Origin of the sequence: Streptomyces sp. NPDC021020, assembly GCF_044333285.1 — a bacterium.
Taxonomy (GTDB): domain Bacteria; phylum Actinomycetota; class Actinomycetes; order Streptomycetales; family Streptomycetaceae; genus Actinacidiphila.
In genome coordinates this window covers 195,394-219,635 of sequence record NZ_JBIRQQ010000012.1, presented here as the reverse complement: position 1 = coordinate 219,635, position 24,242 = coordinate 195,394, and the positions used below count along the sequence as shown (strand labels likewise).

Genomic DNA, 24,242 nt, shown 5'->3' with positions numbered 1-24,242 from the left:
GCTTTCCAGCGGATGTAGTTTAATGGTAGAACATGAGCTTCCCAAGCTCAGAGCGCGGGTTCGATTCCCGTCATCCGCTCCAAAGAAGAGCTCCAGGTCGGCCGCCTGGGGCTTATTTGTTGCCTGGACCAATTGAAGGACCGTGCACCACTTGTGCACCACACGTGGCGGTCAATTGGGACCATGAAGCAACCACCACCCCCAAAAGGCAGACCGAAAATTCATTTGAGGGTTTTCTCGAATCCCGAGGCGGACTTCATGTGAGGTGCGTCACTCATGAACTGCCCGAAGGGGCACCTTCGTTACCGTCACCGCTGCCCCTTTTCCTCTGGCGTGGGCTCGCCGGGCCGGGCTAACCAGAAGCAAGGCCCAACCCACTCCGGAGGCGCCGATGCGGTCCCGCGAAACCAGCGGCAGGACGGACAGCAGAACCGACAGCAACGCCGCCCGGCACACGGCTCGCCCGGCCCCGCCCACTGCTCCGGCACCCGTGCAGCACCTGCTTGCCCTGCAGACCACCACGGGGAACACCGCCGTCGTACGGATGCTCCAGCGGCAGGCGACCGGACGCCCTGCTCAGCACGAGGGCGGTGGGGACAGTGCCGCCCGCGCCCAGAGCTCCGCCGTCCACGACGTGCTACGCAGCCGTGGACGCCCGCTCGACGACGCCACCCGCACCGACATGGAAGCTCGTCTCAGCGCCGACTTCTCCGACGTCCGCATCCACGACGACACCGCAGCCCGGGCCTCCGCAGCAGACCTCGGAGCCCGCGCCTACACCTCCGGCAGCCATGTCGTCCTCGGCACCGGCGGCACCGACCCACACACCCTCGCCCACGAACTCACCCACGTGATCCAGCAGAGCCAGGGCCCCGTCGCGGGCACCGACAACGGAACCGGGCTGCGGGTGTCCGACCCCTCGGACCGCTTCGAGCGCGCGGCGGAGGCCAACGCGGCGCGGGCGCTGGCGACACCACCGCCTTCCGGGCACACAAACCACCCGGAACGTCCCGGTGAGCACCGGGCGGACACCGTGGTCCAGCGGGCTCCGCGCGAGGGTCTCAGGCAACTCGGTCACCGACCGGCCCCCGCCGCCCCGCAGGGCAAGATGCTGGACGAACTGCTCATGGAGCTGAAGAACCACGGTGATGCGTACGGCCGCTGGATCGATGACTACGACGACAGCTTCGACGAGATCAGGCGGGTCCTGCCGGGTTTCCAGGCCGCGTCCGACGAAGAACGCACCGCTTACCTCGAACTGTCCACGGCATACACCATGGCAACCACTGGTGTGTCCGACCGGAAGAACCCCGTCCAGGCCATCATCGACTACCTCCTGGAGGGTGGCACCGCAGCACCTGGACTCGGCGGTTTCGGCACCCTGCGCGTCAACGACGCAGAACTGGAAGGCAGACCGAGCTTCGCCAGGGACCTGCAGAAGGCCCTGCCGCTGAAGCCGACGCAACACCGGCGGCAGATCACCGCCTGGCACAACATCCGCGGCCTTCTCAACCGCGCGTACGCCACGGAAGGTGACGCCCTGATCACCTACCTGACCGGAAAACTCGGCGCCGGGGTGCACGAGGGGATGAGTGACGAGGCAGACGGTTTCCTCAAGAGGATGCCCCCCGCACAGTTGGGGAACGACAACCGCATTCCTCGTGACCACGCACAGGTGCTCATGAAAGCGGCGTACCTGATGAACAGTTCCGCCGAAAACCTGTGGGCGGGCGGCGGAGCAGAGAACTCCGAGATCAACACGGTGAGCATCGCCCTCCAGAACGGCTGCCGGGAGATCGTGTCGACGCCCACACCAGAGGTGCTGACCGCCTGGTGGAACCGGCTCGGCAACTCCGCGGCATCGACCCCCAAGGCCAAGAGCGCTGTGGCCGCGGTAGTCAGGGCGATCGGCACGGCGTTGCAGCTCATGACGGACACTCCGGCGGACCGGAAGATCATCGCGGAACAGCTGAAGGACAATGTCACCAAGCACGTGATCAGGTACCTGGAGGTCGACGCGCCCGATGCGGCGAACCAGCGCACGACGACACCTCAGGCACTCGACGTGGCGAACGAGACGTTCGACCTGCTGTTCCTGAGCACCACCGACCAGGTCACCCTCGCCCAGGCCACAGCCGCCATCGACTTCCTCTGGACCCCCTGACACGGGGCTGGACCCCCTGTCGCCCGGCTGCATAAGCGGAGTGTCACGAAACGCTCCGCCAGTTCAGGGCCGGCTCCCGACCGGGACCGCGCCCGCCGCGCGCCACTGCCGCACCAGTTCAGACGGTACGCCCCAGGAACCCACGGACACTCCCGGACGGCGCTCTCGGGGCGCCGAGGCCGGCATACAGGCACTGACCTGCGGCGAACCTTTGAAGGCCCCGGTGATTCCCAAGCTCAGAGCGCGGGTTCGATTCCCGTCATCCGCTCCATCGACAAGCCCCAGGTCGGCGACCTCGGGCTTTGTTGTTGACCGAACCAATTCGCAAGCCGCCTGCCATATCCGCGCTGTTGGGCAGCGAATCGCGGCGCACAAATGCGCCGAATGGCTGTGGCTGGCCACCAGAGACCGAGATGCCCTCGAATGGCGAGACGCACGATCTCGTTCATTCCCCCATATCCCGATCCCACCGCAGCGACACCGAAGCCTCGGGCCCGAGCGGGCTGACCCCCCACAGCTCCCTGTCGCATGGCGGTGGCCCAGGTCCATCCCCGCGGGCGCGGGGAGCAGAGGACGCTGATTGTGCCGGAGCCGCCGGAGGCGGGTCCATCCCCGCGGGCGCGGGGAGCAGAGGCCGTCCCGCAGGTACACGTCGTCCGTGACGGGTCCATCCCCGCGGGCGCGGGGAGCAGTTGACGAGCGACACGGCGCCGCTGCTGGTGCTGGGTCCATCCCCGCGGGCGCGGGGAGCAGTGGTTCGTCGCCATGCCGTTCTTCAAGGTCACGGGTCCATCCCCGCGGGCGCGGGGAGCAGGTCCCGTCGTTGAATTCCACGGTGCCGTCTTTGGGTCCATCCCCGCGGGCGCGGGGAGCAGCCGATGAGCTGGACTGCTGGCCCGTTCTGCGGGGGTCCATCCCCGCGGGCGCGGGGAGCAGCCGGAGTCGGTCGACGGCGACGATGCCCCGCTGGGTCCATCCCCGCGGGCGCGGGGAGCAGTCCCAGCTGCCCTCCTCGATGTCCAGGATCCCGGGTCCATCCCCGCGGGCGCGGGGAGCAGCGGTCTGGGACCACTGCCACGACCACGGCTTCGGGTCCATCCCCGCGGGCGCGGGGAGCAGCCCGCATCCGATCCGCCGCCCGTGCGGGCAGGGGGTCCATCCCCGCGGGCGCGGGGAGCAGTTCTTCGCGAGGACCGACGGCCCTTCGGTGCCGGGTCCATCCCCGCGGGCGCGGGGAGCAGCAGGCCGTGGCGCAGGGCGGCCCGGAACTCCTGGGTCCATCCCCGCGGGCGCGGGGAGCAGCGGCTGTACTCCAACGCGGTGCCGGTGGTGTTGGGTCCATCCCCGCGGGCGCGGGGAGCAGTCTGACTGACCTGCGGGTTTCGCACCTGGGCAGCCCGCTTCCAACCAACTTCCAGAACTGCGACAAAAGACGCAAAGCGTCCGTGCGCCGCCCGCCACCTCTCCAACGAACAGAGTAGCCACCCCCGGGGCATGCCAGGTCGGCCCGCGGGAATGTCGACCGCCCGAAATCAGCCGACGGCGTCGAAGCCCGTTGCCACCGCCTCTTGCTGCTCCTCCGCCGCGCCCATCAGAAGGTCGAGCTTCCGGTCAATTGATAAGCCCCGGATCGATGATCCGGGGCTTATCAATCTTCCAAGTCAGAGAGAGGGCCACTGTCCTCGGGCGTCATCCTCAGCACCCACCACCAGAACGCTCACCGCCGAGCAGCTCGGACACCGACGGGGCGGTGGAAACGTTGTGGGTGACGACAGCCCATACCCGCTTGCCCACGCCCTCGCGCTCGCTCACACCCCACCGCGAGCCGGTGAGGGCGTCCACCAGCAGAAGGCCCCGTCCGCGCTCCTCGTCCGCGGTCGCCTTCCAGAGTTCCGGCCAGTTGCCGTTGGCGTCGTGGACCTCGATGCGCACACCACCGGGCGTCCGCTCGTAACGCGTCTCGATCTGGCGCCCGCGAGGAGAGCGGGCGTGCCGGACCGCGTTGCTGAAGAGTTCCGAGAGGACCAACTCGGCAGTTTCCGCGAGCCGGTTCAGTCCCCAGGCCGCCAGTTCCTGGCGGAGTTCCCGCCGGGCAACTCCCACACACCGGGCGCTGTGAGGCCACCGCCTCACCACGACCGGGATTTCGTCGTCGTTTCCGCATGCACCATCAGGCCGCTCCCTACTTGGTTTCCGTCGACGTGTCTCCGGAAGACCAAACCGTTCGGGCCCTGCTGCGGGCGATGCGTCATGCACACAGAGCGTCCATTCATGCACGTTCCGCATAAGCAGCGTGCATAGTCGGCGAGCGGACCTCAGGTGTCCGGCGCCAGCAGTTCCAGCGCCTCCTCCCAGCGGAAGCGGTCCGCGCCGCCTCCCGACTTCGGCGGATGCGGCTCGTAGCTGCTGATGCGCACGCCCATCGCCCGCAACCTCGACAGGCTCTCGCCGTACGCCAGATGGGCGGCCATCGCGCTGTTCACGTACGGCAGCACGGCAGTCGGGATGCCGAGACCGTACGCCTCGCACAGGATGCCCAGCGCCAACGTGTCCGAGATCCCCGCTGCCCACTTGTTGATCGTGTTGAACGTCGCCGGCGCCACCGCGATCGCGTCTGCGGGCGGCAGCGGCCGCACGTCACCAGGGCGCCGCCACGCCGAACGCACCGGATACCCCGTCAGTGCCTCCACCGCCGCCTCGTCGATGAAGCCCAGCGCCAGCGGCGTGGCCACCACACCCACACCCCAACCCCGTTCCTGAGCCGCAGAGATGAGCGTCCCCACATCCGGGGCCACACCCGCCGCGCACACCACGACGTACAGGAACGGCCTCTCCGACGACTCACTCACGCGGGCACTCCCAACCGACGGGCGAAGTGATGCAGTTCCGGCAGCGTACGACGACGGTCACGCGCCGCCATGTCGGCCACCAACTTCAACACAGCCGGACGTCGTACGTCCTGGGCGGCGCAGCTCTCGGCGATCCGCAGCGCCTGGTAACCGTCGGCAAGGCGGCCCTGCTGGCTGTACGCGCGGGCGGCGTCCGTCCACAGGGCGGCCCGGCGTTCCGGTATCGGGATGTGGCGGCGCATGAGCGGTCGCGCGGCCTGAAGCGCCAGCCCTGCGTCGCCGAGGACGACGGACGCGTTCGCGAGGAGCAGTCCCCGGGCATTTCTGCCGTGCCTGGTGCCGGGTTCATCCCCGCGGGCGCGGGGAGCAGTCGAGCATCCGCATATGTCGGCGTACACACGAAGGTGCCCCACGAAGTACAAGCGAATGTGCTCAGCCAGCGATCGGGAGTCCACTGGGCCCCCGCCGAGCAGAGCAACCGAGACGGTCCGAGTAAGGGCCTACATCAGCGCGTCGGCAGATCCTCTCGGGCGCGCCAGAAGTCTGCGTCACGGGATTCGGTCACCCACCCTGTCTTGCGTTCGGCACATGCTTCGAATGCCTGGGGCAGCGAGATTTCGTCACCGGCGACGAACCTGAGGGCGTCAACGTCGTGGGTGCCATGGTCGGTCTCGCACCAGCAGCCCACGTTGACCGATGCGGTTACCTCATACTGACCCAGATCTGTCCATCCCACCTGAAGCTGGTACTCCAACCAGTCACCTGCGCCGGACGACTGAACAACGCACAGGATGAGGATCACCCATGTCTCGGACTGCGAACCAGCGAAGACCCCGTGCGCCGGCCACCAGTCCCACCCCTTGGCCGCAGCCACCCGCTGAGTCCCGCCAACGTTGCGAGCCACGCGCCGTACTGATTCAACCCCCGCGGCGGACAGTTGGGGGAAGAGTGCACTCATCGGGATCTCGTCGGCGGTTCCCATGCCTACGTACATGAGCGGATCATCCGGTCTGTCCGGCACAGACGACAAGGGGGTCTCTACCCTCACTGCCCAGTATGTTCGATTCCTGACGAGAGTCACGCGGCTAAGCACGTTCGCCGCGTGTGCTCCAGCGAGCAGTCGGTTGCGTGTCGGTTGCGGCCGGCCGCTGGATTGCGATCACGCACCGAAGCCGTCGTCTGGGGCGTCGGATTCCGGGGGCGTGCACTCGTGGGCGGTGATCCAGTGGCCGACGCTGTCCAGAAGTGACTCGGAGTCGTCGTTGGTCCGGAAGGTGAAGGTGGTCCCCGTCGACTCCGCCTGTAGGGCGAACTGTCCGGGCGGCTGGTGAAGTGTCACTGGGCTGAAGCGGCAGCCGATGGAGCTGAGTTCGGCTGTGACCCGCGCGTGGGTGAGGGGTCCTGCAGACGTGGCGAGTGACCTCCTCCCTGGGACGGGGAGCTCGATGGTCTCCCGCCAGGTCTGCACGCTGATCATCGTCACGCGGCGGCAGCAGCACACACAAAGCTCGGCGTCCCCATAGGAGAACAGGTGGGGCCAGCGCCGCCTCTTGCTCACTCGACCGATGTCCCACGGCGGCCCGAGCGTCGCCACGACGTCGTTGAGTTTCGCGCCGCAGCGCAGTGGGCCGATGGCTGCGGTGGAGCCGAACTCGGCCAGGGTTCGAAGCACGATCACGCAGCGGAGCGTGCCATCCGGCCCGCTCGACGTCCACCGGGTCCGATCCGCTCATCCTTCCCCACACGGTGAGGTGGATTCAGCAGGACTGTTCGCCGAGGTGTGACAGCCGACTCGCAGCCCGCCTCGCTCCGCCACCAGAAACGGTGCACATTCACTTGTACGAGATGGAAAACAGTTGCTTGTACGTCGACACCTGGAGCCGGTTGGGTCCATCCCCGCAGGCGCGGGGAGCGGGCGGCGGCCATCGCGATCTCGTGCTCGGCGGCGGGTCCATCCCCGCAGGCGCGGGGAGCGGTCCGGAGCCTGGTCGAGCCACACCTGAAGCGGGGGTCCATCCCCGCAAGCGCGGGGAGCGGGACGACGCCGACGGCCCGGTGGGCTGCCAGGCGGGTCCATCCCCGCGGGCGCGGGGAGCGGATCGCTTCGCTGTACGCCTTGGATGGGTCGGGGGGTCCATCCCCGCGGGCGCGGGGAGCGGACGCGGTCGTGGTGCAGCGCGGACAGGCCGACGGGTCCATCCCCGCGGGCGCGGGGAGCGGGGGTTGAGGGCGTCCAGGACGCCCTGGAACTCCGGTCCATCCCCGCGGGCGCGGGGAGCGGGCTTCGTGAGCTGCTGTTTTATCAAGGGGCGGCGCTTGTTTCAGCAAGGATGAGGGAAAAGTGCATACGCGACAAAAGACCCGCCAGCGAGTCCAGTTACCCAGGAAAAGAGCTTACGTGGAGGCGGCAAGGTTCCTCGGAGAACCCGTCAGGGTCTCTCGCTCAGGCTGACCGGCCGGGCCGACGCGGCTCGTCTGTTCCGCGTTGACGGCGCCACGAGAAGCCCTACGGGCGGCAAGGGGTCTGGCGGACGAAGGTCGTCAGCGCATGTCCCACGTCGCGACATCCGCGATTGGGGGCACCTGGGCTGGTGAGCCGTCGAGGTAACAACGCCCCTGGGGCAGCTGCGCGGCTTCGGGCCGTGCTGGCGCGAGTCCGCCGGACGGCGGAAGCAGTGGCCCATACCGCGTCACCAGCCGGCCTCGCCGGAGACGCTACGGCGCCCGGTTCCCGAAGCGGCGGCGCTTGGACGCCTTGCTCCAACCTGCGGAGGGGGATTGCGGGGCCGGCCGGTCCGTCGGGCGGAGGATGAGGGTGAGGCCCTCGTGGTCGACGGGGTGCCATTTGTGGTCGTGGGTGCGGAAGGTGTAGCCCTGTTCGGTGTCGGTGGAGTAGGCGAGGAGAGCGCGACCGTTGCCCGCGTACTGGCGGACTTCGTCCCAAAGGGCGTCCCGGATCCGGGCGGAGGGGTTGCCGAGGAAGACGCCGGGCGAGATCTCCAGGAGCCAGCGGGTCGAGGAAGACGCCGGGCGAGATCTCCAGGAGCCAGCGGGTGAGGAATCCGCGGAGGCCGACGGGGCAGTGAGTGAGGACGACGACCGTCACCAGATGACACCTTCGCGCACAAGGACGTCCTGGCTGATCGCGTCGTCACCGTAGTTGCGGCCGGCGGCCACCTCGGAGCCCCGGTCGGACAGCAGCGACACCCGGTCTTCGGTGTCCGGCAGCGCGGGGCCGTACGGCGCGAAGAGGGCTTGGATGTCGCGGACGCAACGACCGAGCAGGTTGATGTCGTTGATGCGGTCGCGCAACGCCCGCCGGGTACGGGAGCCGATGTCCTCGGGGCCCTCCGCGGCGACCTCGAAGGCGACGGGGATACCGATGTCCGTCTTGTAGAAGTCGGCGACGTCGAGCACGAAGGACAGTTCGTGGCCCGAGTGCACGAAGCCGAGCCCGGGACTGCATCCCAGCGCGGCCACCACGGTCTGGGCGATGCCGTACATGCACTGGGCGGCGGCGGTGACGGCCTGGTTGGGGGCGTCGCCGCTGCTGAAGTCACCGGGGGTGAAGCGCCGCCCGCGCCATGGGACGCCGGTGCGGGCCGACTCCTGCGCGTAGCACCGCTTGACGCGATCGCCTTCGCGGCCGAGCAGTTGGCGTCGCGTGCAACCGGCGGGGTCCTCGTCCGGGAAGCGCAGCCGGTACATGGCCCTGGCGACGTCCAGCCGGGTGCGCTGGTTCGCCCAGGCCACGGCTTGGGCCTCGACGAGGGCGGAGGAACGGCTCAGCGCCCGCCCACCGGCGTAGAAACGTACGCCCTGCTCGCCGACCCACACCACGACGGCGCCGCTCTCGCCGAGAACGGCCATGGCCTGGTGGGTGACCCGGGTGCCGGGCCCCAGGAGCAGGGCGCCGATCGTCGCCGAGGGGATGTGGCGGATCCCGTCCGCGTCCTCCGCGGTGATGGCGTTGGCGTCGCGGTGCACATGGCAGCGTTCGAGGTAGACGAAGGACAGCCGGTCACCGACCCGGGTGAGCTGGCGAGGGCCGGTCGCCGGGCGTTTGCTGACGGTGCTCATCGGTCACTCCGCCGGAGCGAGGGTCATGAGCCCGCAGCCGTACGCCTTGGCCTTGCCGAGACCGCAGGTGAGGGTGCGCCGCAGCGCGTCGGGGTCGAGCACGCGCAGGCGGCCGTCGTAGGTCACCCGCGTCAGCTTCACCTTGTGCGTTCGATCGTCGGATTCGCTCTTCTTGCCGAAGGCGAGGTCGCCGCGGTTGTGGACGACGATCTCGTGCCAGGGCTCGTCGAGTCCGTCCGGCCGGGGCTCAGGACGGGCCACGACAGCGAAGCCCGCGTCGGTCTGCCGCTTGAGCAGCCAGTCCAGTTGGTGCCGCGGGGTGACGTGCGCGGTGCGTTTGGTCGGCTCGGCCGCATGCCGCCTGATGCTGTGCACGGGGTTGGCGGTGAGCCGGAAGTTCCAGGTGTCGTCGACCGCGAGGCGGCTGAGGAAGGGAGCATACGGCTTCGTCTGCCAGCCTCCGGTCGTCGGCCACCCGGCCTGCTCCACGAGGTGGGTGAGGTCGGGCCGGTCGGGACTGACGACGTAGAGGTGCACCTCGCTGCGGGACTGCTGGTCCAGGCGCCACAGGACGCGCGGACCACCGCTGTGGTGGTCCGGTCGCTCGGCGAAGGACGCCATCACCGCGGCGTGCAGGCTCTGGGGCGAAGTGAGCAGACGACGGGCGCCCATACGGGCGGTGTTGATACGGAAACGGGTCAGGAACATGGTCAGTCTTCCAGTGGTCCCATCGGATCGTGTGTCGGTGGCACGAAGGCCCGGCGGGATGTGCCCGGCGACTTGCTCAGGGGATTGGGGACGGTGACGGCCCGCGAGTGGACGGTGCGCAGGCCGTACCGGCGGTGGCGTGGATCGAAGCTGATGGGTCTGTCCCGCACGCTGTCCCCGGGACCCTCCCCCGCGGGCAGGTCCGCGATCACTTCGAGTTCGACGCGGTGCTCGCGTGCGCGGCGGCGCTGAACCCAGGTGGACGCCTGCCAGGGCTCGGTCTCCAGCGCCCGCCACAGACCTCCGGTCCGGTGCACGCGGAGATCGAGCGGGCGGGAGGGCGGGCAGGACCGGCGTCCGAGGAAAGGGAGGTACACCGGGGACCGGATCGCCGTGTGGAGCGCGTCGATCAGGTCCGCGTCGCCTTCCACCGCGGCGACGAACACCGCGTCGGAGAGGTAGAAGCGCTCCGAGACCGGCATGGACTTGTCCGTGTCGGCGTGGTGGGCGGTCTGGTAGTCGCGGACCCGGGTTCCTGGCTGGTCGAGCCGGACGGCGAAACGGAGCGCGGCCAGGTCGGCGACGTCCGCGCTGCGGTCGCGGCCCTGGGCCGCGGCGAGCAGCCCGACCACCCCGCTCTTGGTGGGTGCGCGTTCCGTCGTACGCCGCGCGAAGCGGGACGACGAGCCCCATGACTGGAGTGGGCCCGCGAGGCGCAGCGTCATGACACAGGTCGCTGCGCTCACGCAGGCTGTTCCTCTCCTTGCGGGGCCGCCGCCTGTGCCGGTACGACTCGCGCACCGCCGGAAGACGCGCTCTTCTCCAGCCGGTCGGCCACCGCCTTGCCCACCGCGTCCAGCAGACCGTCGAGGGTGACGTCGGTGCCGAGGGCCGCGAGCGGCTCGGTGGCCGCGCCCACGCGCAGCACCCAGCTCGGGTCGCCGGAGACGTCGTAGGCCTTCTCGATGTCGGAGACGTGCGCGAGCAGCTGCGTACAGGCCCCGCGCAGGTGGCCGCCGACAGCCTGGGGGGCGAGAACGGGCTCCTCGAAGGCGGCGACGAAGCTGATGGGCCGGGCGGACCGGAGGGTGACGAGGACGGCCTCGGGGAGCGTGTGGTTGCCGAACGTGTTGATCTTCCCGGTCGGCATGGACGCCACGAAGCCCTGGAGGAAGGCGCGCACCGCCCTGCGTACGGGCTCGGTCAGCGGCTCGTCCTCGCGCAGGCCGACGCCGAGGTTGTCCCGCAGCCGGTCCACGTCGAGCGCGGCGTAGCGGTAGAGGGTGGCGGAGTTGAAGTCGACCGTGCCGATCATGCCGGCGCCGGACTCCTCGTCCCTCTCGTTCTGGTCGTCCACGGCCGTGTAGTAGTCGGATTCGTTCTCTACCTGGTGGACGCTGATCGCGTGCGCGACCTGGGCGGCCGCGTCCACGTTGATGTCGGTGGAGTCGGCGACCATGCGGCCGAACAGTGCGATGTCCACCGAATGCCGGGTGTCGGCGATCGTCCGGGCCCGGTCCTTGTTCTCCTTGACCTTCAGGTACGCCTTGATGTCGTCGGCGCCCTCGACCGCGAGCCGCGCCAGGCCGTCGAGCTGGCGGGAGCTGAGGAACATCAGGTACGAGGACTCCGGGGGCGGCTCCGGCTCGCCCTTCTTCTTCGCGCTCTCCGCCTTCCTGCGCGGCACCTCGATCTTCGAACCGGTGGCTGTGTACAGCGTTTCGGCGGCCAGTGCGAGAGCGGCGGCGCCCTCCAGCGACGGTTCCTCCGCCGTGATCCGTTCGGCGAGCAGCTCCGCCACCCGCCGGGTACGGACGCCGAGTTCGGACGGGTCCAGCAGGTCCTGGAACGCCCGGCGGGTGGCCCGCTTCCACGCCTGGCTGGAGACCCGGGCGCGGCGCACTCCGCCGTACACCGCCGTCTTCGGGGTCCCGGTGTCGTCGCGGTTGAGATTGCTCGGCGGCACGGTCTGGAGCACGTGGACGTCGATGATGGTGCGGCTCACGGGGTGTCGTCCTCCGGGATGGTGGTGTCGGATGCGCCGGCTTCGCCGTTCCCGCCCGCGCCGCCCTTCTGCGCCGTCACCCGGACGGCGAGATAGGACCTCCCCCAGGAACGGCGTACGCGCTGGGGCCCACCGGTCTGCTGGAAGTCGTAGAGCTGGTCGGCGAGCAGCCCGTAGTCGAGTGGGACGGCGTCACGCCGCAGCAGCAGGACCAGGTCGCGGAGCCGGCCGGCGAGTACCGCGGGCGTGGCGGCCGTACCGGCGCGCACGAAGCGCTTGCGGGTCGGTTCGTCGATCTCGGCCCCGGGGTGCAACCGGCGTACGGCGGTGCCGAATTCCGGCCCGGGTCTGCGGTGCATGCGCGTGGTGTGGTGGGACTGCTGGTGCAGCGACCACAGCGTCACGGCGGCGTGCGCCGCCTCCTCGGCCCACCGCATCGCCTCCTCGGTGATGTCGGCGCGCTCGTAGCGCTCGTAGAGCGGCTCGGTGCCGATCAGGCCCCACAGGTCGGGGGTCTCGCCGGCCGGGCGGCCGATGCCGCGGCGCAGCCTCGCCAGTGCGCCGACCGCCTCGCTGCGGTCGTCGAGGTAGCCCCGCTGCAACGTGGTGATGTGCTGGTGCACGGCCGTGCCGACTGCCCCGAGGGGCTGCTGCCGGACGGCGAGTTCGGGAAGGGTGGTGGTCATACCGGCGACTCCACGGCGGTGATCGAAGGGTCGGCGGGCCCGGCGGTGAGGAGGCGGCTGAGTCGTGTGCGGAAGCGGAGCTCCGCCGCGGTGTCGTTCAGCCAGCGCGGGCCGTTCCGGCCGTCCACAACGCGTCCTTCCCAGGCGGCAAGCCCCGCTTCGTCCAGCAGCCCGGCGCCGAGGTCGAGCACGGTCCGGTGCAACTGCCGTTTCCAGCGGTCCCGTTCCTCGTACGGGTCGCGGGCCTCGCCCAGCCCCCGCAGCCAGCGGCGGTAGGGAGTGTCGAGCGTGCCGAAACCGAGGTCGAGGGCGGCGTTCTTGCGGGGCTCGGTGTCGGCGCCGGAAGCGGCGGCGAGATCGGCGGCCAGGTCACCGAGGGTCCGCACCGCGTCCTCCGCGTCGGCCAGGGCGTTCAGGGCTGCCTGCCCGTAGCGCTCGTCCTCCCGGTGCAGGAGCACGACGGGCATCAGCACACCGTCGTCCACGACCTCGTCGATCACCGACTGCTGCGTGCCGTACCGCGCGCCGAGGACGCGGGTACGGATCAGGGTTCCGCGCTCGAGGAAGCCTTCGGTGGCCAGCCGGGCGACCCACTCCACGATCCGCGGCCGCAGGCGGTCGGCGCCGTCCTGCCGCTGCCCGGCGCCCTCGTCGCGGCTGGTGAGCAGGCCCTTCAGACCGCGCCAGGCCATCTGCGCCGGGTCGTGCTCCTTGGGCAGGTAGACGAGGGACTCCCCGCGTTTCTTCTCCTGTGCGGGACTGCGGCGCCAGGCCGTCATCGGCTCGTACCCCTGCTTGTTGTGGGGTTCGAGCGGGTCGCCGTAGGCGAGGACGACGCCGTGGACGCCGTCGGCGTCGTGGTGGAGCCGGACGCGCCGCGACTGCCAGGTGTAGAGGTCCCGCAGGCCGTACGGGCGTTGCGCGAGATCCTCCGACGCGGCAGGCCCGCACTGATCGGCCCGCCACGCGGGTCGGTCGGAGCTGCCGAAGTGCTGGTGGGCGGTGTCGGCCGCCATCAGGTTCAGCAGCAGCGTCTCGTGGAGGGTGTCCCCTTCGACCATGACCCCACCCAGGTTGCCCGCCCACGCGACGCCTAGCGGATAGCCCTTGCCTGCTTTGACGCGGGGGTCACCCACCGCGCCGGACTTGATGCCGGACGGGTCGAACGCCTGGGCGTGCACGAGCCACCGGGCTGCCTCCGCAAAGCCGAGCCGCTCGACTCCGGGCCTTCTCATGCTGAAGAAGGGGTCGCCGTTGGGCACGTCGGCGACGAGCCGGTTGAGCGAGAAGACCTCGTCTTTGGCCGTACGCAACCCTGCGACCTGGAAGAAGGGGTGCTGAGGGTGCAGCAGGTCGAAACGTGCGCGGTGGCGGTCGAGATAGCCTGCGACCGGCTCGAAAGGCCTTTCAGCCAGCCACAGATCCTCCCACGCCTCGATGTCGGCCGGTGCCGATACGTGTGCCGACTCGTCGCCCAGCGCATCGTGCAGGACGGCCAGCAGCAAGCGCAGCAGCGCGAATTCCTGCGTCGGGAGGTCGCCGACCAACCGGACAATGTCGCGTGCCTGGTCGAACACCTCCACCAGCGAGAGTCCACGTTCGGAGCCGTCGGTGAACTGCACGGGTAACCAGGGGCGGTGGGTCAGGTCGAAGGACGGCTCCGCAGGAGTCATCCGTACCGCCTCCTTCCTCTTGCTCGGTTCCTCACGGCTCACCAGCAGGCCCTCTTCGGGGTCGTACGCCAACTGCCACCCTGCCAGCCGGGTCTGACAGTCCTCGTCGAGAGCGAGGACCAGCTCGCCGGCGAGCCAGTGGCTCTCCTTCTCCTGCCAGGCGGGGACGTACAGTTCCTCCAGCTCGGCGAGCGCCCGGTCGAATGTCGCAGGGAACGAGAAGTGGTACGGCAACCGCAGGCCGCTGGCAGCGGCTGCCCTCGCGGCGCGCGCGGACGGCACGGCGCTGGTGGGAAGGTCGAGGCCGCCGCGGCCCTCGTCCAGCCACGGCAGCGTGCACAGGGTGCCGTCGGACCGGCGCATCACCACCAGGACCTCCAGGCTCTCCCGGCTGTCGCGCACCTGGGCTCGCCCGGCCGGGGTGTCGTCGGCGTCACCGACGCCCGCGTCGATCCACCCGATGAGCGGCCGGCCTGCCCGGCGTACCTCGTCCAGCCGGAAGACCTCGGCCTTGCGCTGTTGCTCGGCGCGAGCGTGCTCGTGGGCGGTGCGGGCCGGTTCGACCACTTCCGCCCACTGCGAGGGGCAGGGCTCGTGCTCCCCGTAGGCACGTTGTACGAGCGCGCTGATGTCCTCGGGCAGGCGCACCGGACGGCCGGAGCCGCCCGCCGTACCCATGTGCGGGCCGAGAACGGCGAGTGAGCGCAGCAGCGGGTACGCACCATAGACGGTGCGCGAGCCGCGGACGGGTTCGGGAGCGGGCTGCGCCTGCCAGTCGACGCCGGTCACCAGACAGCGTGGCTGCCTCAGGCGCGCGGGCCGCTCGCCGCGCGGGTGCCGGTGCAGCCGGCCCATCCGCTGGAGGAGCAGGTCCACGGGGCAGAGGTCGGTCACCAGGAGGTCGAAGTCCACGTCGAGAGACTGCTCGGCCACCTGGCTGGCGACCACGATGTGCGCCTGCCGCGGCCGGTGCGGGGATTTGCCGTCGCGGTCCGGCGGTCCGAAGCGGTCCAGGAGCGAGGAGTCCTTACGGGCCCTGTCGTTGTCGACGAAGCGCGCGTGCGCGACGGTGACGTTCTCCGCGCCGAACCTCTCCCGGAGCGCCGCCGCCGTCGTCATCACGCGATCGACCGTGTTGCGTACGACCAGCGCGCAGCCGCCGTCCGCCAGTTCCCCGGCCAGCCGATCGGCCAGTACGGCGGTGTCGTCGTCCAGCGGCTCCAGCGTCACGTCGGTGCGGCGGCCGGAAGCAGCGGGTGTCGCCGTCACCGGCTCCGAACCGGGTGCGACGGCGGTCAGCAGGGGGTATCCGCTGACGTCCGCGACTCCCTCCGCCGCCGTGCCGGTGTACGCCTCCGCCAGCTCGCGCCTTCTGCCGGCGGGAAGCGTCGCGGACAACACCACGACCGGTACGCGGTAGGCCCCCAGCCACGACAGCACGCGATCGAGGTAGGTGTTCATGTAGGCGTCGTAGGCGTGCACTTCGTCGATGACGACGACCTTGCCGGCCATCGCGAGGTGCCGCAGGGCAAGGTGGCGGCTCTTGAGACCGGTCATCAGCAGCTGGTCGATCGTGCCGACGGCGAACGAAGCGAGCAGCCCCTTTTTCCGTCCCCTCAGCCACTGGTGGGCGACGAGGTCGGCGGACGCGTGCGCTTTCCGGTTGGTGGGCCCCGTGTGTGCGCTGTCGTACGCGTCGACCGCGGCGATCGTGCGGTGGCTGTCACGCAGCAGGACTGCGTAGTCCTTCTGGAGGGCCGCTTTCGCGTGGGCGAGCAGTACGGAGTGCTGGTCGGAAGTACGTGCTGCTGGGGCCGCGGCTGCGGCGGAAAGCCGGTCGAGCCAGGCCAGCGTCCGAGGGAACATCGCGTTGCTGGTCGCCATCGTGGGCAGTGCGACGTAGCACCCGCCCGCGCCCGAACGCGCCGCGAAGACCTCGGCGACTGCGAGTGCGGCTTCGGTCTTCCCCTCCCCCATCGGGGCCTCGACGACCAGCATGCCGGGTCGCGGCATCGCTCGTGCCATTGCGACAGCCTGCTCCTGGACGGGCCGGACCCGGGCCCCGGGTGGCAGGTCGAAGCGGGTCGCGAACAGCTCCGCGGCAGGCTCCCGGGGCTCGGTCGGCGCCCACGGTGCCGGCAGCCGGAGCCCCCGCCACGCCGCGGCGATCCGCTCGGCCTCACCCCGGGGATGCTCCTCGGGGAAGTACGGGAAGAGGTCGGGGTTGCTGGCGATCCAGTCGGACACGATGACGACGGCCGTGAGCAGCACTTGGACGGGTTGCGGCAACTTGACCCGCTGCCAGTCGGCGAGCCGGTCCTCGGCCTGGAACGCGTCGGCGCAGGCGTCGAGGAACTCCGTCTGCACCCGTCGCCACACCGCCTCGGACGGCCCCGGGGTCCGCAGCAGCTCAGGGCGCGCGTCGAGGTTGTGGATCTGCGTGTGATCCGGCGGCACACCGTGATGCCCACCCGCCATGACAGCGAACTGCGCCGACGCCCTGCGCGTCCACCCGCGCCGCTCCTCCAGCCACTCCTGCAGCAGCACCTGCCCGGCCAGCCCGTGCGGCGCCATCCGCCGGTCGTCCCCGAACTGCTTGCGCGTGCGCATCCCGAGCCCGGCGGCGCGCATCGCGTCAGCCAACTCGTCGACCTGGCACGCGAACGCGGGCGTCGCCTTCCCGATGTCGTGCGTGCCGGCCAGCCAGACGGCGAGCCGTCGCCCGTCGTCCTGGCCGGCCGGCAGCGGCTCGGCGATCAGTTCCCTGATGTTGCGCGGCAACCAGTGATCCCACAGCAGCGCAGCGACCGCGGCACTGTCCGCCATGTGCCGCCACAGCGGCAGCCACTTGCCGGTGTCCCTCTCGTGCTTCGCCCACACGGTCCTGGCGGCACCGGCCAGCCGATCCCCCAGGGGCACCGCCCCGCCCTCATCGCCACGCACGGCCGCCATTTAACCCGGATACAGGCGTTGTCATGGCACGGTAGCGCGAAGTGATCAAAATCTTTCCAAGGAGGACAAATCCTGTCGGATCAAATGCCCTCTGCAGGGGCACACTGCTGCACGGCGAGCTTCTCATCGCCCTGCCTGAGGCCCGGCGGATGTGGTAAGCAGGTCCGCCGCGCCCCGAGCACGGTCGGCAGGACACGGGTCCATCCCCGCGGGCGCGGGGAGCAGTCCGCGTCCGTGATCCGCGCCATCGGCGACGCGGGTCCATCCCCGCGGGCGCGGGGAGCAGTCGTACGTCGTCGCCGGGCACGGCGGCTCGCCGGGTCCATCCCCGCGGGCGCGGGGAGCAGTAGTCGGTGAGGCGGGCGTATGCGGCTTACTGGGGTCCATCCCCGCGGGCGCGGGGAGCAGACGCGGGGCACCCACTCCCCCGGCAGGCGGGAGGGTCCATCCCCGCGGGCGCGGGGAGCAGGATCCGTCGCTCCCGTCGAGGCGCACGGTCTCGGGTCCATCCCCGCGGGCGCGGGGAGCAGTTGCGGTACGCCATCGCCGAGTCCGAGAAGCCGGGTCCATCCCCGCGGGCGCGGGGAGCAGCCTGATCCGGAGGTGAGAGTCCGAGTCAGGGCCGGGTCCATCCCTGCGGGCGCGGGGAGCAGCACAGTGTGCACACCCCCGGTAGCCCGCAGCACGGTCCATCCCCGCGGGCGCGGGGAGCAGCACAAGGGGCCGCCGGGCAAGGACGCGGTGCTGGGTCCATCCCCGCGGGCGCGGGGAGCAGCCACATCAGGGCCTGCGGCGTGGCCCACAGGTGGGTCCATCCCCGCGGGCGCGGGGAGCAGTTCCTTGCCGAGGTCTTCGTACACGACCCCGAGGGTCCATCCCCGCGGGCGCGGGGAGCAGCAGGAGCCGAGCGAGGCTGGCGGCTGGTCCGAGGGTCCATCCCCGCGGGCGCGGGGAGCAGGTAGAGCTGGAGCTGGACGGCGCCGGGCGCGGTGGTCCATCCCCGCGGGCGCGGGGAGCAGGAGCGCCGACACCCCCGGCGCGATCGCCTACATGGGTCCATCCCCGCGGGCGCGGGGAGCAGTCGCCCGTCTACCACTGGGAGTCGGGCGGACGGGGTCCATCCCCGCGGGCGCGGGGAGCAGCAACCCAGGAGTTCCGAGTGCCCTTCGCGGCTGGGTCCATCCCCGCGGGCGCGGGGAGCAGGTCGCCTTTGGACAGAGCACGCCGGTTCTCGGGGGTCCATCCCCGCGGGCGCGGGGAGCAGCTGACCACGGTCGGCACCGCAGGCCGCCGGGCGGGTCCATCCCCGCGGGCGCGGGGAGCAGACTGACTGACCTGCGGGTTTGCTACCGGGTGGACCCGCATGGAACCAGCTTCAAAGAAAGCGACAAAAAGCACAGTCTGTCCGTGGCATCATCACCCACGCCCCCAACGAACACAGTACGGCGGCCACGTGGAACGCCGGGTGACGACCGCCCAGATGGCCGCAGCGCCCGCGCAGGCGTTACCCGCACCACTGCCGCACCAGCGCCAGCGGTACGCCGTGGACAGCCACGGCCCGACACGGGCACGCGGACGCGAGGCCCCGGACAGGCCGCGAGTCGCTGAACGGCAGGTATCTCGGCAGAACCCCGTGATTTCCAAGCTCAGAGCGCGGTTTCGATTCCCGTCATCCGCTCCAGAGAAAAGGCCCAGGTCTTCAACCTGGGCCTTTTCTTGTTGTCCGGAGCAATTCAACAACCCTTACTTCTTCCGCGCCGCATTTGGCGGTCAATTCGCGTACTCTTGTTCCGCCTCTGGATATTGAACCTGCTTCAACGGGGCTGCTACGGGTTGAAGTCCCAGGGGTTGATCACCACGGCGCCGGTCCGCTCCAGGTGCTTGATGTTGCGACTCGCTACGGTTCAGCCGTTGGCAAGTGCAGTGGCTGCGATGAGCGCGTCCGGCGGGTCGATGCTCGTGCCTGCGACCTTCAGCGCTTTGTGGACGGCGAGGTAAGCCGCCGCCTCTTGCTCGCCGATCGGCGCGATACGGTCCCGGTACTCCAGCCGGGCCGCGGCGAGGACCTCGGCGTACCGGGCTTTGCGAACGGGGTCCGGGGTGGCCGCTACGCCGGCTTCGATTTCGGCGACAGTGATGACGCTCAGAAAGCGGTTGGGCCGCGCGGTCGAACGCAGCCAGGCCACGACACGGGGATCGGGCCGAAGGCGCGTGGTGAGTTCTGCGACGACGTTCGTGTCGAGCAGTTAGATCACCGATCGCCCGCCTGCTCGTCCTCGTAGGAGCGCGCGCCGAAGTCCAACCCCTCGAAGGGCTGGGACAGCAAGAACTCCTCGAAGCCGTTGGTGGCCAGCCGGACCCACCGGCTCAGCATCTCCGGCAGTGCCTCAAGCTCCGTGTCCGCCAGTTCCGCGTCGAAGTGCCGGGCCTGGTCCTCCGGCAGGGACTCCCGGATATCACGGATGGTCCTCAGCGGATGCGCCGTGCTCGCAGAACCGGACGAGCGCGGTACGCCGCCAGGTGCAGTGGTCACGTTCCTCCCCTTCGCCGCATGCGGGCTGTCATCCCTTACCAGGTTAAGGGCACCAGCCACCTCTAGAGCCCATCCCCGCGGGCGCGGGGAGCAGAGGCAGGCCCAGCCCTCGGCGAAGACTCCGGCGGGTCCATCCCCGCGGGCGCGGGGAGCAGCGCTGATCGTCGTCGTCGCCGGCGTCACCACCGGGTCCATCCCCGCAGGTGCGGGGAGCAGACGATCTTGCTGCCGCCGGGCTCGATCCGGGTGGGTTCATCCCCGCGGGTGCGGGGAGCAGCATGGCCCGGTCGACGCTGTCGAGGAGGGACTGGGTTCATCCCCGCGGGTGCGGGGAGCAGAGGGTGCGGCGGGGGGTGTTGCGGGCGTTGGCGGGTTCATCCCCGCGGGTGCGGGGAGCAGGCTGTGATCCAGGCCCGCGGTAGCGAGGGCAGAGGTTCATCCCCGCGGGTGCGGGGAGCAGGAGCCGAGCAGCGTGTGGTCGGCCTCGACGTCGGGTTCATCCCCGCGGGTGCGGGGAGCAGGAGCCCGGCGCACGCATGGACGGCACAGCCGCGGGTTCATCCCCGCGGGTGCGGGGAGCAGTCGACGACAGGAACGTCAAGGCCGACCCATTGCGGTTCATCCCCGCGGGTGCGGGGAGCAGCGCAAACCCTCCCAGCCCAGCCCCTAGTTGCCGGGTTCATCCCCGCGGGTGCGGGGAGCAGCGCTCACCGCCGGGGCGCAGAGTGACGAGGAGGGGTTCATCCCCGCGGGTGCGGGGAGCAGGCTGGCTGATCTGCGGGTTTGCTACCGGGTGGACCCGCGTGGAACCAGCTTCGAAGAAAGCGACAAAAAGGACAGCCTGTCCGTGGCATCATCACCCACGCCCCCAACGAACACAGTACGGCGACCACATCGAACGCCGGGTGACGACCGCCCAGATGGCCGCAGCGCCCGCGCAGGCGTTACCCGCACCATTGCCGCACCAGCTCCAGCGGTACGCCGTGGACAGCCGCGGCCCGACATGGGCACGTGGGCGTGGGCTGCCGGACGGCGCGCGAGGCGCCTGACCAGCCGGTACGCCGACAGAGTCCTTGCGATTCCCAGGCTCAGAGCGCGGGTTCGACCCCGTCATCCGCTCCATCGATAAGCCCCAGGTCATGAGCCTGGGGCTTAATTGTTGTTCGGTCCGATTCCGTGGCCGCGCGCCACTCGCGCACCGGATCGGGCGGTCAGGTGGCGGCACTCCGACCACGGCCGCGTCCAGTCGTGGCGGGCACTGGACGCAGGGGTGGGATTGCGTACAGAAGACGTCAAGCTTCCGCCACGAAACAGGTGCGCAAGGGGCATGGGCGGAAGGATGTCTCCGGGTGCCGACTGGTGTCCATGAGGTCCGGGGGGACGTCGTGGGGGATTTTTCGGGTATTGATCCGGCTGCGCTGAAGAAGATGATCGGGGCGTTCGACGGTGACCGGACGCATCTGCGGGGCCGGGGGTCGTATTGCCGGGGGCAGTTCGCGCAGCACGGGCTGGACACCGGGGCGTTCGGCGGGATGCTGGGCATCTGCCGGTGGCTGGACGACGAGTCGCCGGACCTGAAGCGGCGGGAGAACCTGGCCGCCGCCGTGGACGCGGGCGCCGGTCCGGGGGCGCGCATGGTGCAGATCCCCGAGCCGGTCACCGAGACGTACGCGCAGGCGGACGGCAAGAAGCTCGCCCAGCAGTTCAACGGGAACGACGGCGGCGACAGCAAGGCGGGCGACGAATACCAGGCCCTCGCCCAGGAGTTGCTCACCCACCAGGACGACCCGGACGCCAACCTCACGCCCTCCGAGGCCACCACGCTGCTCGCCTCGACCCGCAGCAAGACCGCGGACACCGACCTGACGGTCTTCAGCCACGCGCTCGGCACCGCGCCCCGGGCGCAGTACCTCGCGCCGGGCTTCGACAAGGTCGTCACCGGTTTCACCACGCCCGTACCCAAGGGTGCCGGCACCTTCCCCAGCGACTTCCTGGCGAAGTCCACCCGCGCCAACGGCCTGGACCTGTTCGCCGACGACCACAGCATGCACCTGCAAGGCGACCCGTTCGTCGCCAAGACGCTCGGGCTGCCCCAGAACACCACCACGCTCGACCTCCAGGCGCTGTCGACGGACGAGGCCGCCACGCAGCAGGCCTTCGCCACCATGGGCCAGGACGGCGGCAACACCGACCTGAACGGCAACCTCAAGGCCCTCGCCGACTACGCCCGCGACCAGGACGACCCGGAGCTGACCGCCGCCTTCCAGTCCACCCTCGACGCGGGCGCGGGCAACCGCCCCGCGCAGCGCCCGTACGGCTCGTACTGCGCCCCCGTCCTGCAGGGAAAGCCGACCGGGCAGACCTGGTGCCGCGGCGGCAAGGTGACGCTGAGGACTAGCGAGGACTGGACGCAGTTCGACAGGTGGACCAGGAGCGGCGCCCTCACCGACCAGCAGCGGTCGCTTCTCCGGAACCTGACATCCGACGCGAGTGCCGGCTACGACGACGGCACCATGTGGCGAACGCCGCCCGGCACCGTTGCCGTCGAACGACACCGGGCCGCATGACGTCGAGGGGCACTCGCACCGGCGAAGGGACTGGTCGGACATGACCGCAGGACACGGACGGGGTCACGGACGCGGGCGAGGGTCCGTCCGGTGGGCCGCCTGCTGCCTGCTGCTCGCGGTGGCCGCGTGCGGCAGCCACTCGGGACCGCCGAGCCCCCCGAAGGCCGGGCAAGCAGCGGCATTCGGCGACTTCACCGGCGGTGCCCCGGCACAGCGGGCGCTGCGCGAGGGCGTCGGCGGGCCCGCGGGCTTCGCGACCGGACCCGACGGTTCCGGCTATCTGCTGGAACACCCCACGCTGGCGCGGCTGACCCCGGCGGGGAAGGTCTCGGAGATCGCCTCCGCCGCGACCGATTTCGGGGGAGCCGAGCCGACCGGCCTCACCGTGGGTCCGGACGGATCGGTGTACTGGGGGCACGACGGCGAGATCAAACGCTACGACGACCGGCGCGGAACAGTGGTCGTGGCGGGACGCAGCAGCACCGAGCGCGCCGACGACGCGGCCGCCGACGCCGTCGAGACCGCCGCGACGGCACGACTGACCCAGGAGGCGGGGCCGGTCGGGGTGACGCGCTCGGGCGCGGTGGTGATCGCGGACGGACGCGCGCTGTGGTCGCTGTCCTCGGGCCGGCTCACCCGCCTCTTCCAGCGTCCGGCCGGCGCCCACGGTGGGCGGGCGGCGATCTCGGCCGAGGGGGCGGCGGTGGCGCCGGACGGGTCGGCGTATCTGCTGCCGGCCCGCGGAGACAAGGCGTTCGACCTGGCGCACGTCGAGGTGGTGTCCCCGTCGGGGAAGGCGTCGGCGCTGGGCCTTCCGCCGACGCTTCCGGGCGTGGACGGGCCGCTGGCCACGCTGGCCCCTTCGTGGATGGCTTCCGACGGCGCGGGAGGGGTCTACGTGCACGCGCTGCGGGTGGACCCCGGCTCGCCCGTCGGCGACTACGTCCTGCACCTGAGCGGCGGGAAGGCCGAACTGGTCGCCTCCGGCACGACCGAGGAGGACTCCAGCACGACGGGGTGCAAAGCCACCGACCCGGTGGACGCCACCCGTTTCCCCTGCCCGCTGCCTGCGGCGATCGGCTACCGCAACGGCACCCTCACCCTGGCGGGCGAGCGTGAATACGCCGTGAAGATCGCCGTGGGCGGGAGCTGATCACGGGTCGCCGGCCTCCTGGCCGTACGACACCGGTGGTGGAGAGGGGAGTCGTACGGGCCGCGGACCACATGACGGTGCTGGGCCCGCGCCTTGACGACGAGGACTGAGTGGCCGCACTGCGCGGATGCACCAGGTCAGGCCGTACGGCGAGGGCGGCAAGGGTCATCCCCGCGGGCGCGGGGAGCGGCAGCCGCCGGACCCGGGCGCTCATGCCGCCACGGGTTCATCCCCGCGGGCGCGGGGAGCAGCCGGCCTCGACGGGCCGCGGGCGACGTACCCGGGTTCATCCCCGCGGGCGCGGGGAGCAGGCACAGACCATCAGCGACCACGTCACCGCCGAGGGTTCATCCCCGCGGGCGCGGGGAGCAGCTTCTCATGCAGTGCCACCCGGCCCCGCGCTGGGGTTCATCCCCGCGGGCGCGGGGAGCAGTTCGAAACCCGGCTCTTGAGAGCGGGGCGAGCGGGTTCATCCCCGCGGGCGCGGGGAGCAGCTCGTCCTCATCCGGGACGCCGCCGACAAGACGGGTTCATCCCCGCGGGCGCGGGGAGCAGGGGGGATGGACACAGCGCGCGCTGGACGTGGCGGGTTCATCCCCGCGGGCGCGGGGAGCAGTCTGACTGGCCTGCGGGGTTTCCACTTGGGCAGCCCATTTCAAACCAACTTCCGAGGTTGCGACAAAAGACACAAAGCACCTCGCGCGTTACCTCCCCGACGAACAGAGTAGCCACCCCCGAGGTATGCCGAATCAGCCCGCGCGGGGATGTCGACCGCTCGAAGTCGGCCGGTGGCGTCGGAGCCCGCTGACGCCGCCTCGTACGCGGCTCCACTGCAGCCAGGGAGACGGCGGGCGGTATTACGGGCCACACGT

General features: G+C 70.6%; 15 protein-coding genes, 1 tRNA gene, 2 pseudogenes and 4 CRISPR repeat arrays. Of the genes and pseudogenes, 4 read left to right on the top strand and 14 right to left on the bottom strand.

Annotation, left to right across the window (positions count from 1 at the left end; translation table 11 throughout):
* Positions 1–8: 8 nt before the first annotated feature.
* Positions 9–82, top strand: a tRNA-Gly gene (locus ACH4SL_RS31415).
* Positions 83–490: 408 nt separating this feature from the next.
* A complete protein-coding gene (locus ACH4SL_RS31410; RefSeq protein WP_398451849.1) occupies positions 491–2,164 on the top strand; it encodes a DUF4157 domain-containing protein in 1,674 nt (557 codons plus the stop codon).
* 541 nt (positions 2,165–2,705) lie between these two features.
* Positions 2,706–3,527: a CRISPR direct-repeat array (repeat unit 29 nt; unit sequence GGGTCCATCCCCGCGGGCGCGGGGAGCAG).
* A gap of 332 nt (positions 3,528–3,859) precedes the next feature.
* Here the strand turns inward: ACH4SL_RS31410 and ACH4SL_RS31405 are convergent.
* The 14 genes and pseudogenes from ACH4SL_RS31405 to ACH4SL_RS31340 form a co-directional block, all read right to left on the bottom strand.
* Positions 3,860–4,450 carry an ATP-binding protein gene (locus tag ACH4SL_RS31405; RefSeq protein WP_398451846.1) on the bottom strand — a complete coding sequence of 197 codons (591 nt, stop codon included), beginning with the start codon at positions 4,448–4,450 and terminating at the stop codon, positions 3,860–3,862.
* A 29-nt stretch (positions 4,451–4,479) separates the two neighbouring features.
* Positions 4,480–5,013, bottom strand: a complete 534-nt coding sequence (locus ACH4SL_RS31400) for a flavoprotein (RefSeq protein ID WP_398451844.1) — start codon at positions 5,011–5,013, stop codon at positions 4,480–4,482.
* Positions 5,010–5,312, bottom strand: a pseudogene (locus tag ACH4SL_RS31395) (transcriptional regulator); the annotation flags it as partial. The gene ACH4SL_RS31400 and the pseudogene ACH4SL_RS31395, both read right to left, overlap by 4 nt.
* 206 nt (positions 5,313–5,518) lie before the next feature.
* Positions 5,519–6,007 (bottom strand): hypothetical protein, encoded by a 489-nt coding sequence (locus ACH4SL_RS31390; protein ID WP_398451841.1) that lies wholly within the window; start codon positions 6,005–6,007, stop codon positions 5,519–5,521.
* 165 nt (positions 6,008–6,172) lie between these two features.
* Positions 6,173–6,691, bottom strand: a complete 519-nt coding sequence (locus ACH4SL_RS31385; RefSeq protein ID WP_398451838.1) for a hypothetical protein — start codon at positions 6,689–6,691, stop codon at positions 6,173–6,175.
* A gap of 1,037 nt (positions 6,692–7,728) precedes the next feature.
* Positions 7,729–8,119 (bottom strand): annotated as a pseudogene (cas2e, locus tag ACH4SL_RS31380) (type I-E CRISPR-associated endoribonuclease Cas2e).
* A complete protein-coding gene (gene cas1e / locus ACH4SL_RS31375; RefSeq protein ID WP_398451835.1) occupies positions 8,116–9,093 on the bottom strand; it encodes a type I-E CRISPR-associated endonuclease Cas1e in 978 nt (325 codons plus the stop codon). The pseudogene cas2e and the gene cas1e overlap by 4 nt, the downstream one beginning before the upstream one ends.
* A gap of 3 nt (positions 9,094–9,096) precedes the next feature.
* Positions 9,097–9,801, bottom strand: a complete 705-nt coding sequence (gene cas6e, locus ACH4SL_RS31370) for a type I-E CRISPR-associated protein Cas6/Cse3/CasE (RefSeq protein WP_398451832.1) — start codon at positions 9,799–9,801, stop codon at positions 9,097–9,099.
* 2 nt (positions 9,802–9,803) lie between these two features.
* Entirely contained in the window at positions 9,804–10,526 is a 723-nt protein-coding gene (cas5e, locus tag ACH4SL_RS31365; protein WP_398452031.1) for a type I-E CRISPR-associated protein Cas5/CasD, read from the bottom strand.
* Positions 10,527–10,543: 17 nt separating this feature from the next.
* Complete coding sequence (cas7e, locus tag ACH4SL_RS31360; RefSeq protein WP_398451829.1) at positions 10,544–11,806, bottom strand: type I-E CRISPR-associated protein Cas7/Cse4/CasC; 1,263 nt, start codon at positions 11,804–11,806, stop codon at positions 10,544–10,546.
* A complete protein-coding gene (gene casB, locus ACH4SL_RS31355) occupies positions 11,803–12,492 on the bottom strand; it encodes a type I-E CRISPR-associated protein Cse2/CasB (RefSeq protein ID WP_398451827.1) in 690 nt (229 codons plus the stop codon). The genes cas7e and casB overlap by 4 nt, the downstream gene beginning before the upstream one ends.
* The gene (gene casA, locus ACH4SL_RS31350) at positions 12,489–17,108 is read right to left on the bottom strand and encodes a type I-E CRISPR-associated protein Cse1/CasA (protein ID WP_398451825.1); all 4,620 of its coding nucleotides are present in this window, start codon (positions 17,106–17,108) and stop codon (positions 12,489–12,491) included. Before casA ends, casB begins: the two co-directional genes overlap by 4 nt.
* A gap of 205 nt (positions 17,109–17,313) precedes the next feature.
* Positions 17,314–18,442: a CRISPR direct-repeat array (repeat unit 28 nt; unit sequence GGTCCATCCCCGCGGGCGCGGGGAGCAG).
* A 579-nt stretch (positions 18,443–19,021) separates the two neighbouring features.
* A complete protein-coding gene (locus ACH4SL_RS31345; protein WP_398452028.1) occupies positions 19,022–19,363 on the bottom strand; it encodes a PIN domain-containing protein in 342 nt (113 codons plus the stop codon).
* Positions 19,364–19,368: 5 nt separating this feature from the next.
* Entirely contained in the window at positions 19,369–19,650 is a 282-nt protein-coding gene (locus tag ACH4SL_RS31340; RefSeq protein WP_398451822.1) for a hypothetical protein, read from the bottom strand.
* Between the two features lie 70 nt (positions 19,651–19,720).
* A CRISPR array of direct repeats spans positions 19,721–20,415; the repeat unit is 24 nt; unit sequence CATCCCCGCGGGTGCGGGGAGCAG.
* Positions 20,416–21,077: 662 nt separating this feature from the next.
* Here ACH4SL_RS31340 and ACH4SL_RS31335 point away from each other — a divergent pair.
* Positions 21,078–22,217 (top strand): hypothetical protein, encoded by a 1,140-nt coding sequence (locus tag ACH4SL_RS31335; protein ID WP_398451820.1) that lies wholly within the window; start codon positions 21,078–21,080, stop codon positions 22,215–22,217.
* 40 nt (positions 22,218–22,257) lie between these two features.
* Entirely contained in the window at positions 22,258–23,370 is a 1,113-nt protein-coding gene (locus ACH4SL_RS31330) for a hypothetical protein (RefSeq protein ID WP_398451817.1), read from the top strand.
* A 161-nt stretch (positions 23,371–23,531) separates the two neighbouring features.
* Positions 23,532–23,986: a CRISPR direct-repeat array (repeat unit 29 nt; unit sequence GGGTTCATCCCCGCGGGCGCGGGGAGCAG).
* Between the last annotated feature and the right edge of the window lie 256 nt (positions 23,987–24,242).

Excerpts from the sequence above, each read along its gene's own strand:
- ACH4SL_RS31330 (WP_398451817.1), top strand. The coding sequence starts at position 22,258 with ATGACCGCAGGACACGGACGGGGTCACGGACGCGGGCGAGGGTCCGTC.
- casB (WP_398451827.1), bottom strand. The coding sequence starts at position 12,492 with ATGACCACCACCCTTCCCGAACTCGCCGTCCGGCAGCAGCCCCTCGGG.
- ACH4SL_RS31405 (WP_398451846.1), bottom strand. The coding sequence starts at position 4,450 with ATGCGGAACGTGCATGAATGGACGCTCTGTGTGCATGACGCATCGCCC.
- ACH4SL_RS31335 (WP_398451820.1), top strand. The coding sequence starts at position 21,078 with ATGATCGGGGCGTTCGACGGTGACCGGACGCATCTGCGGGGCCGGGGG.
- ACH4SL_RS31390 (WP_398451841.1), bottom strand. The coding sequence starts at position 6,007 with ATGTACGTAGGCATGGGAACCGCCGACGAGATCCCGATGAGTGCACTC.
- cas5e (WP_398452031.1), bottom strand. The coding sequence starts at position 10,526 with ATGACGCTGCGCCTCGCGGGCCCACTCCAGTCATGGGGCTCGTCGTCC.
- cas1e (WP_398451835.1), bottom strand. The coding sequence starts at position 9,093 with ATGAGCACCGTCAGCAAACGCCCGGCGACCGGCCCTCGCCAGCTCACC.
- cas6e (WP_398451832.1), bottom strand. The coding sequence starts at position 9,801 with ATGTTCCTGACCCGTTTCCGTATCAACACCGCCCGTATGGGCGCCCGT.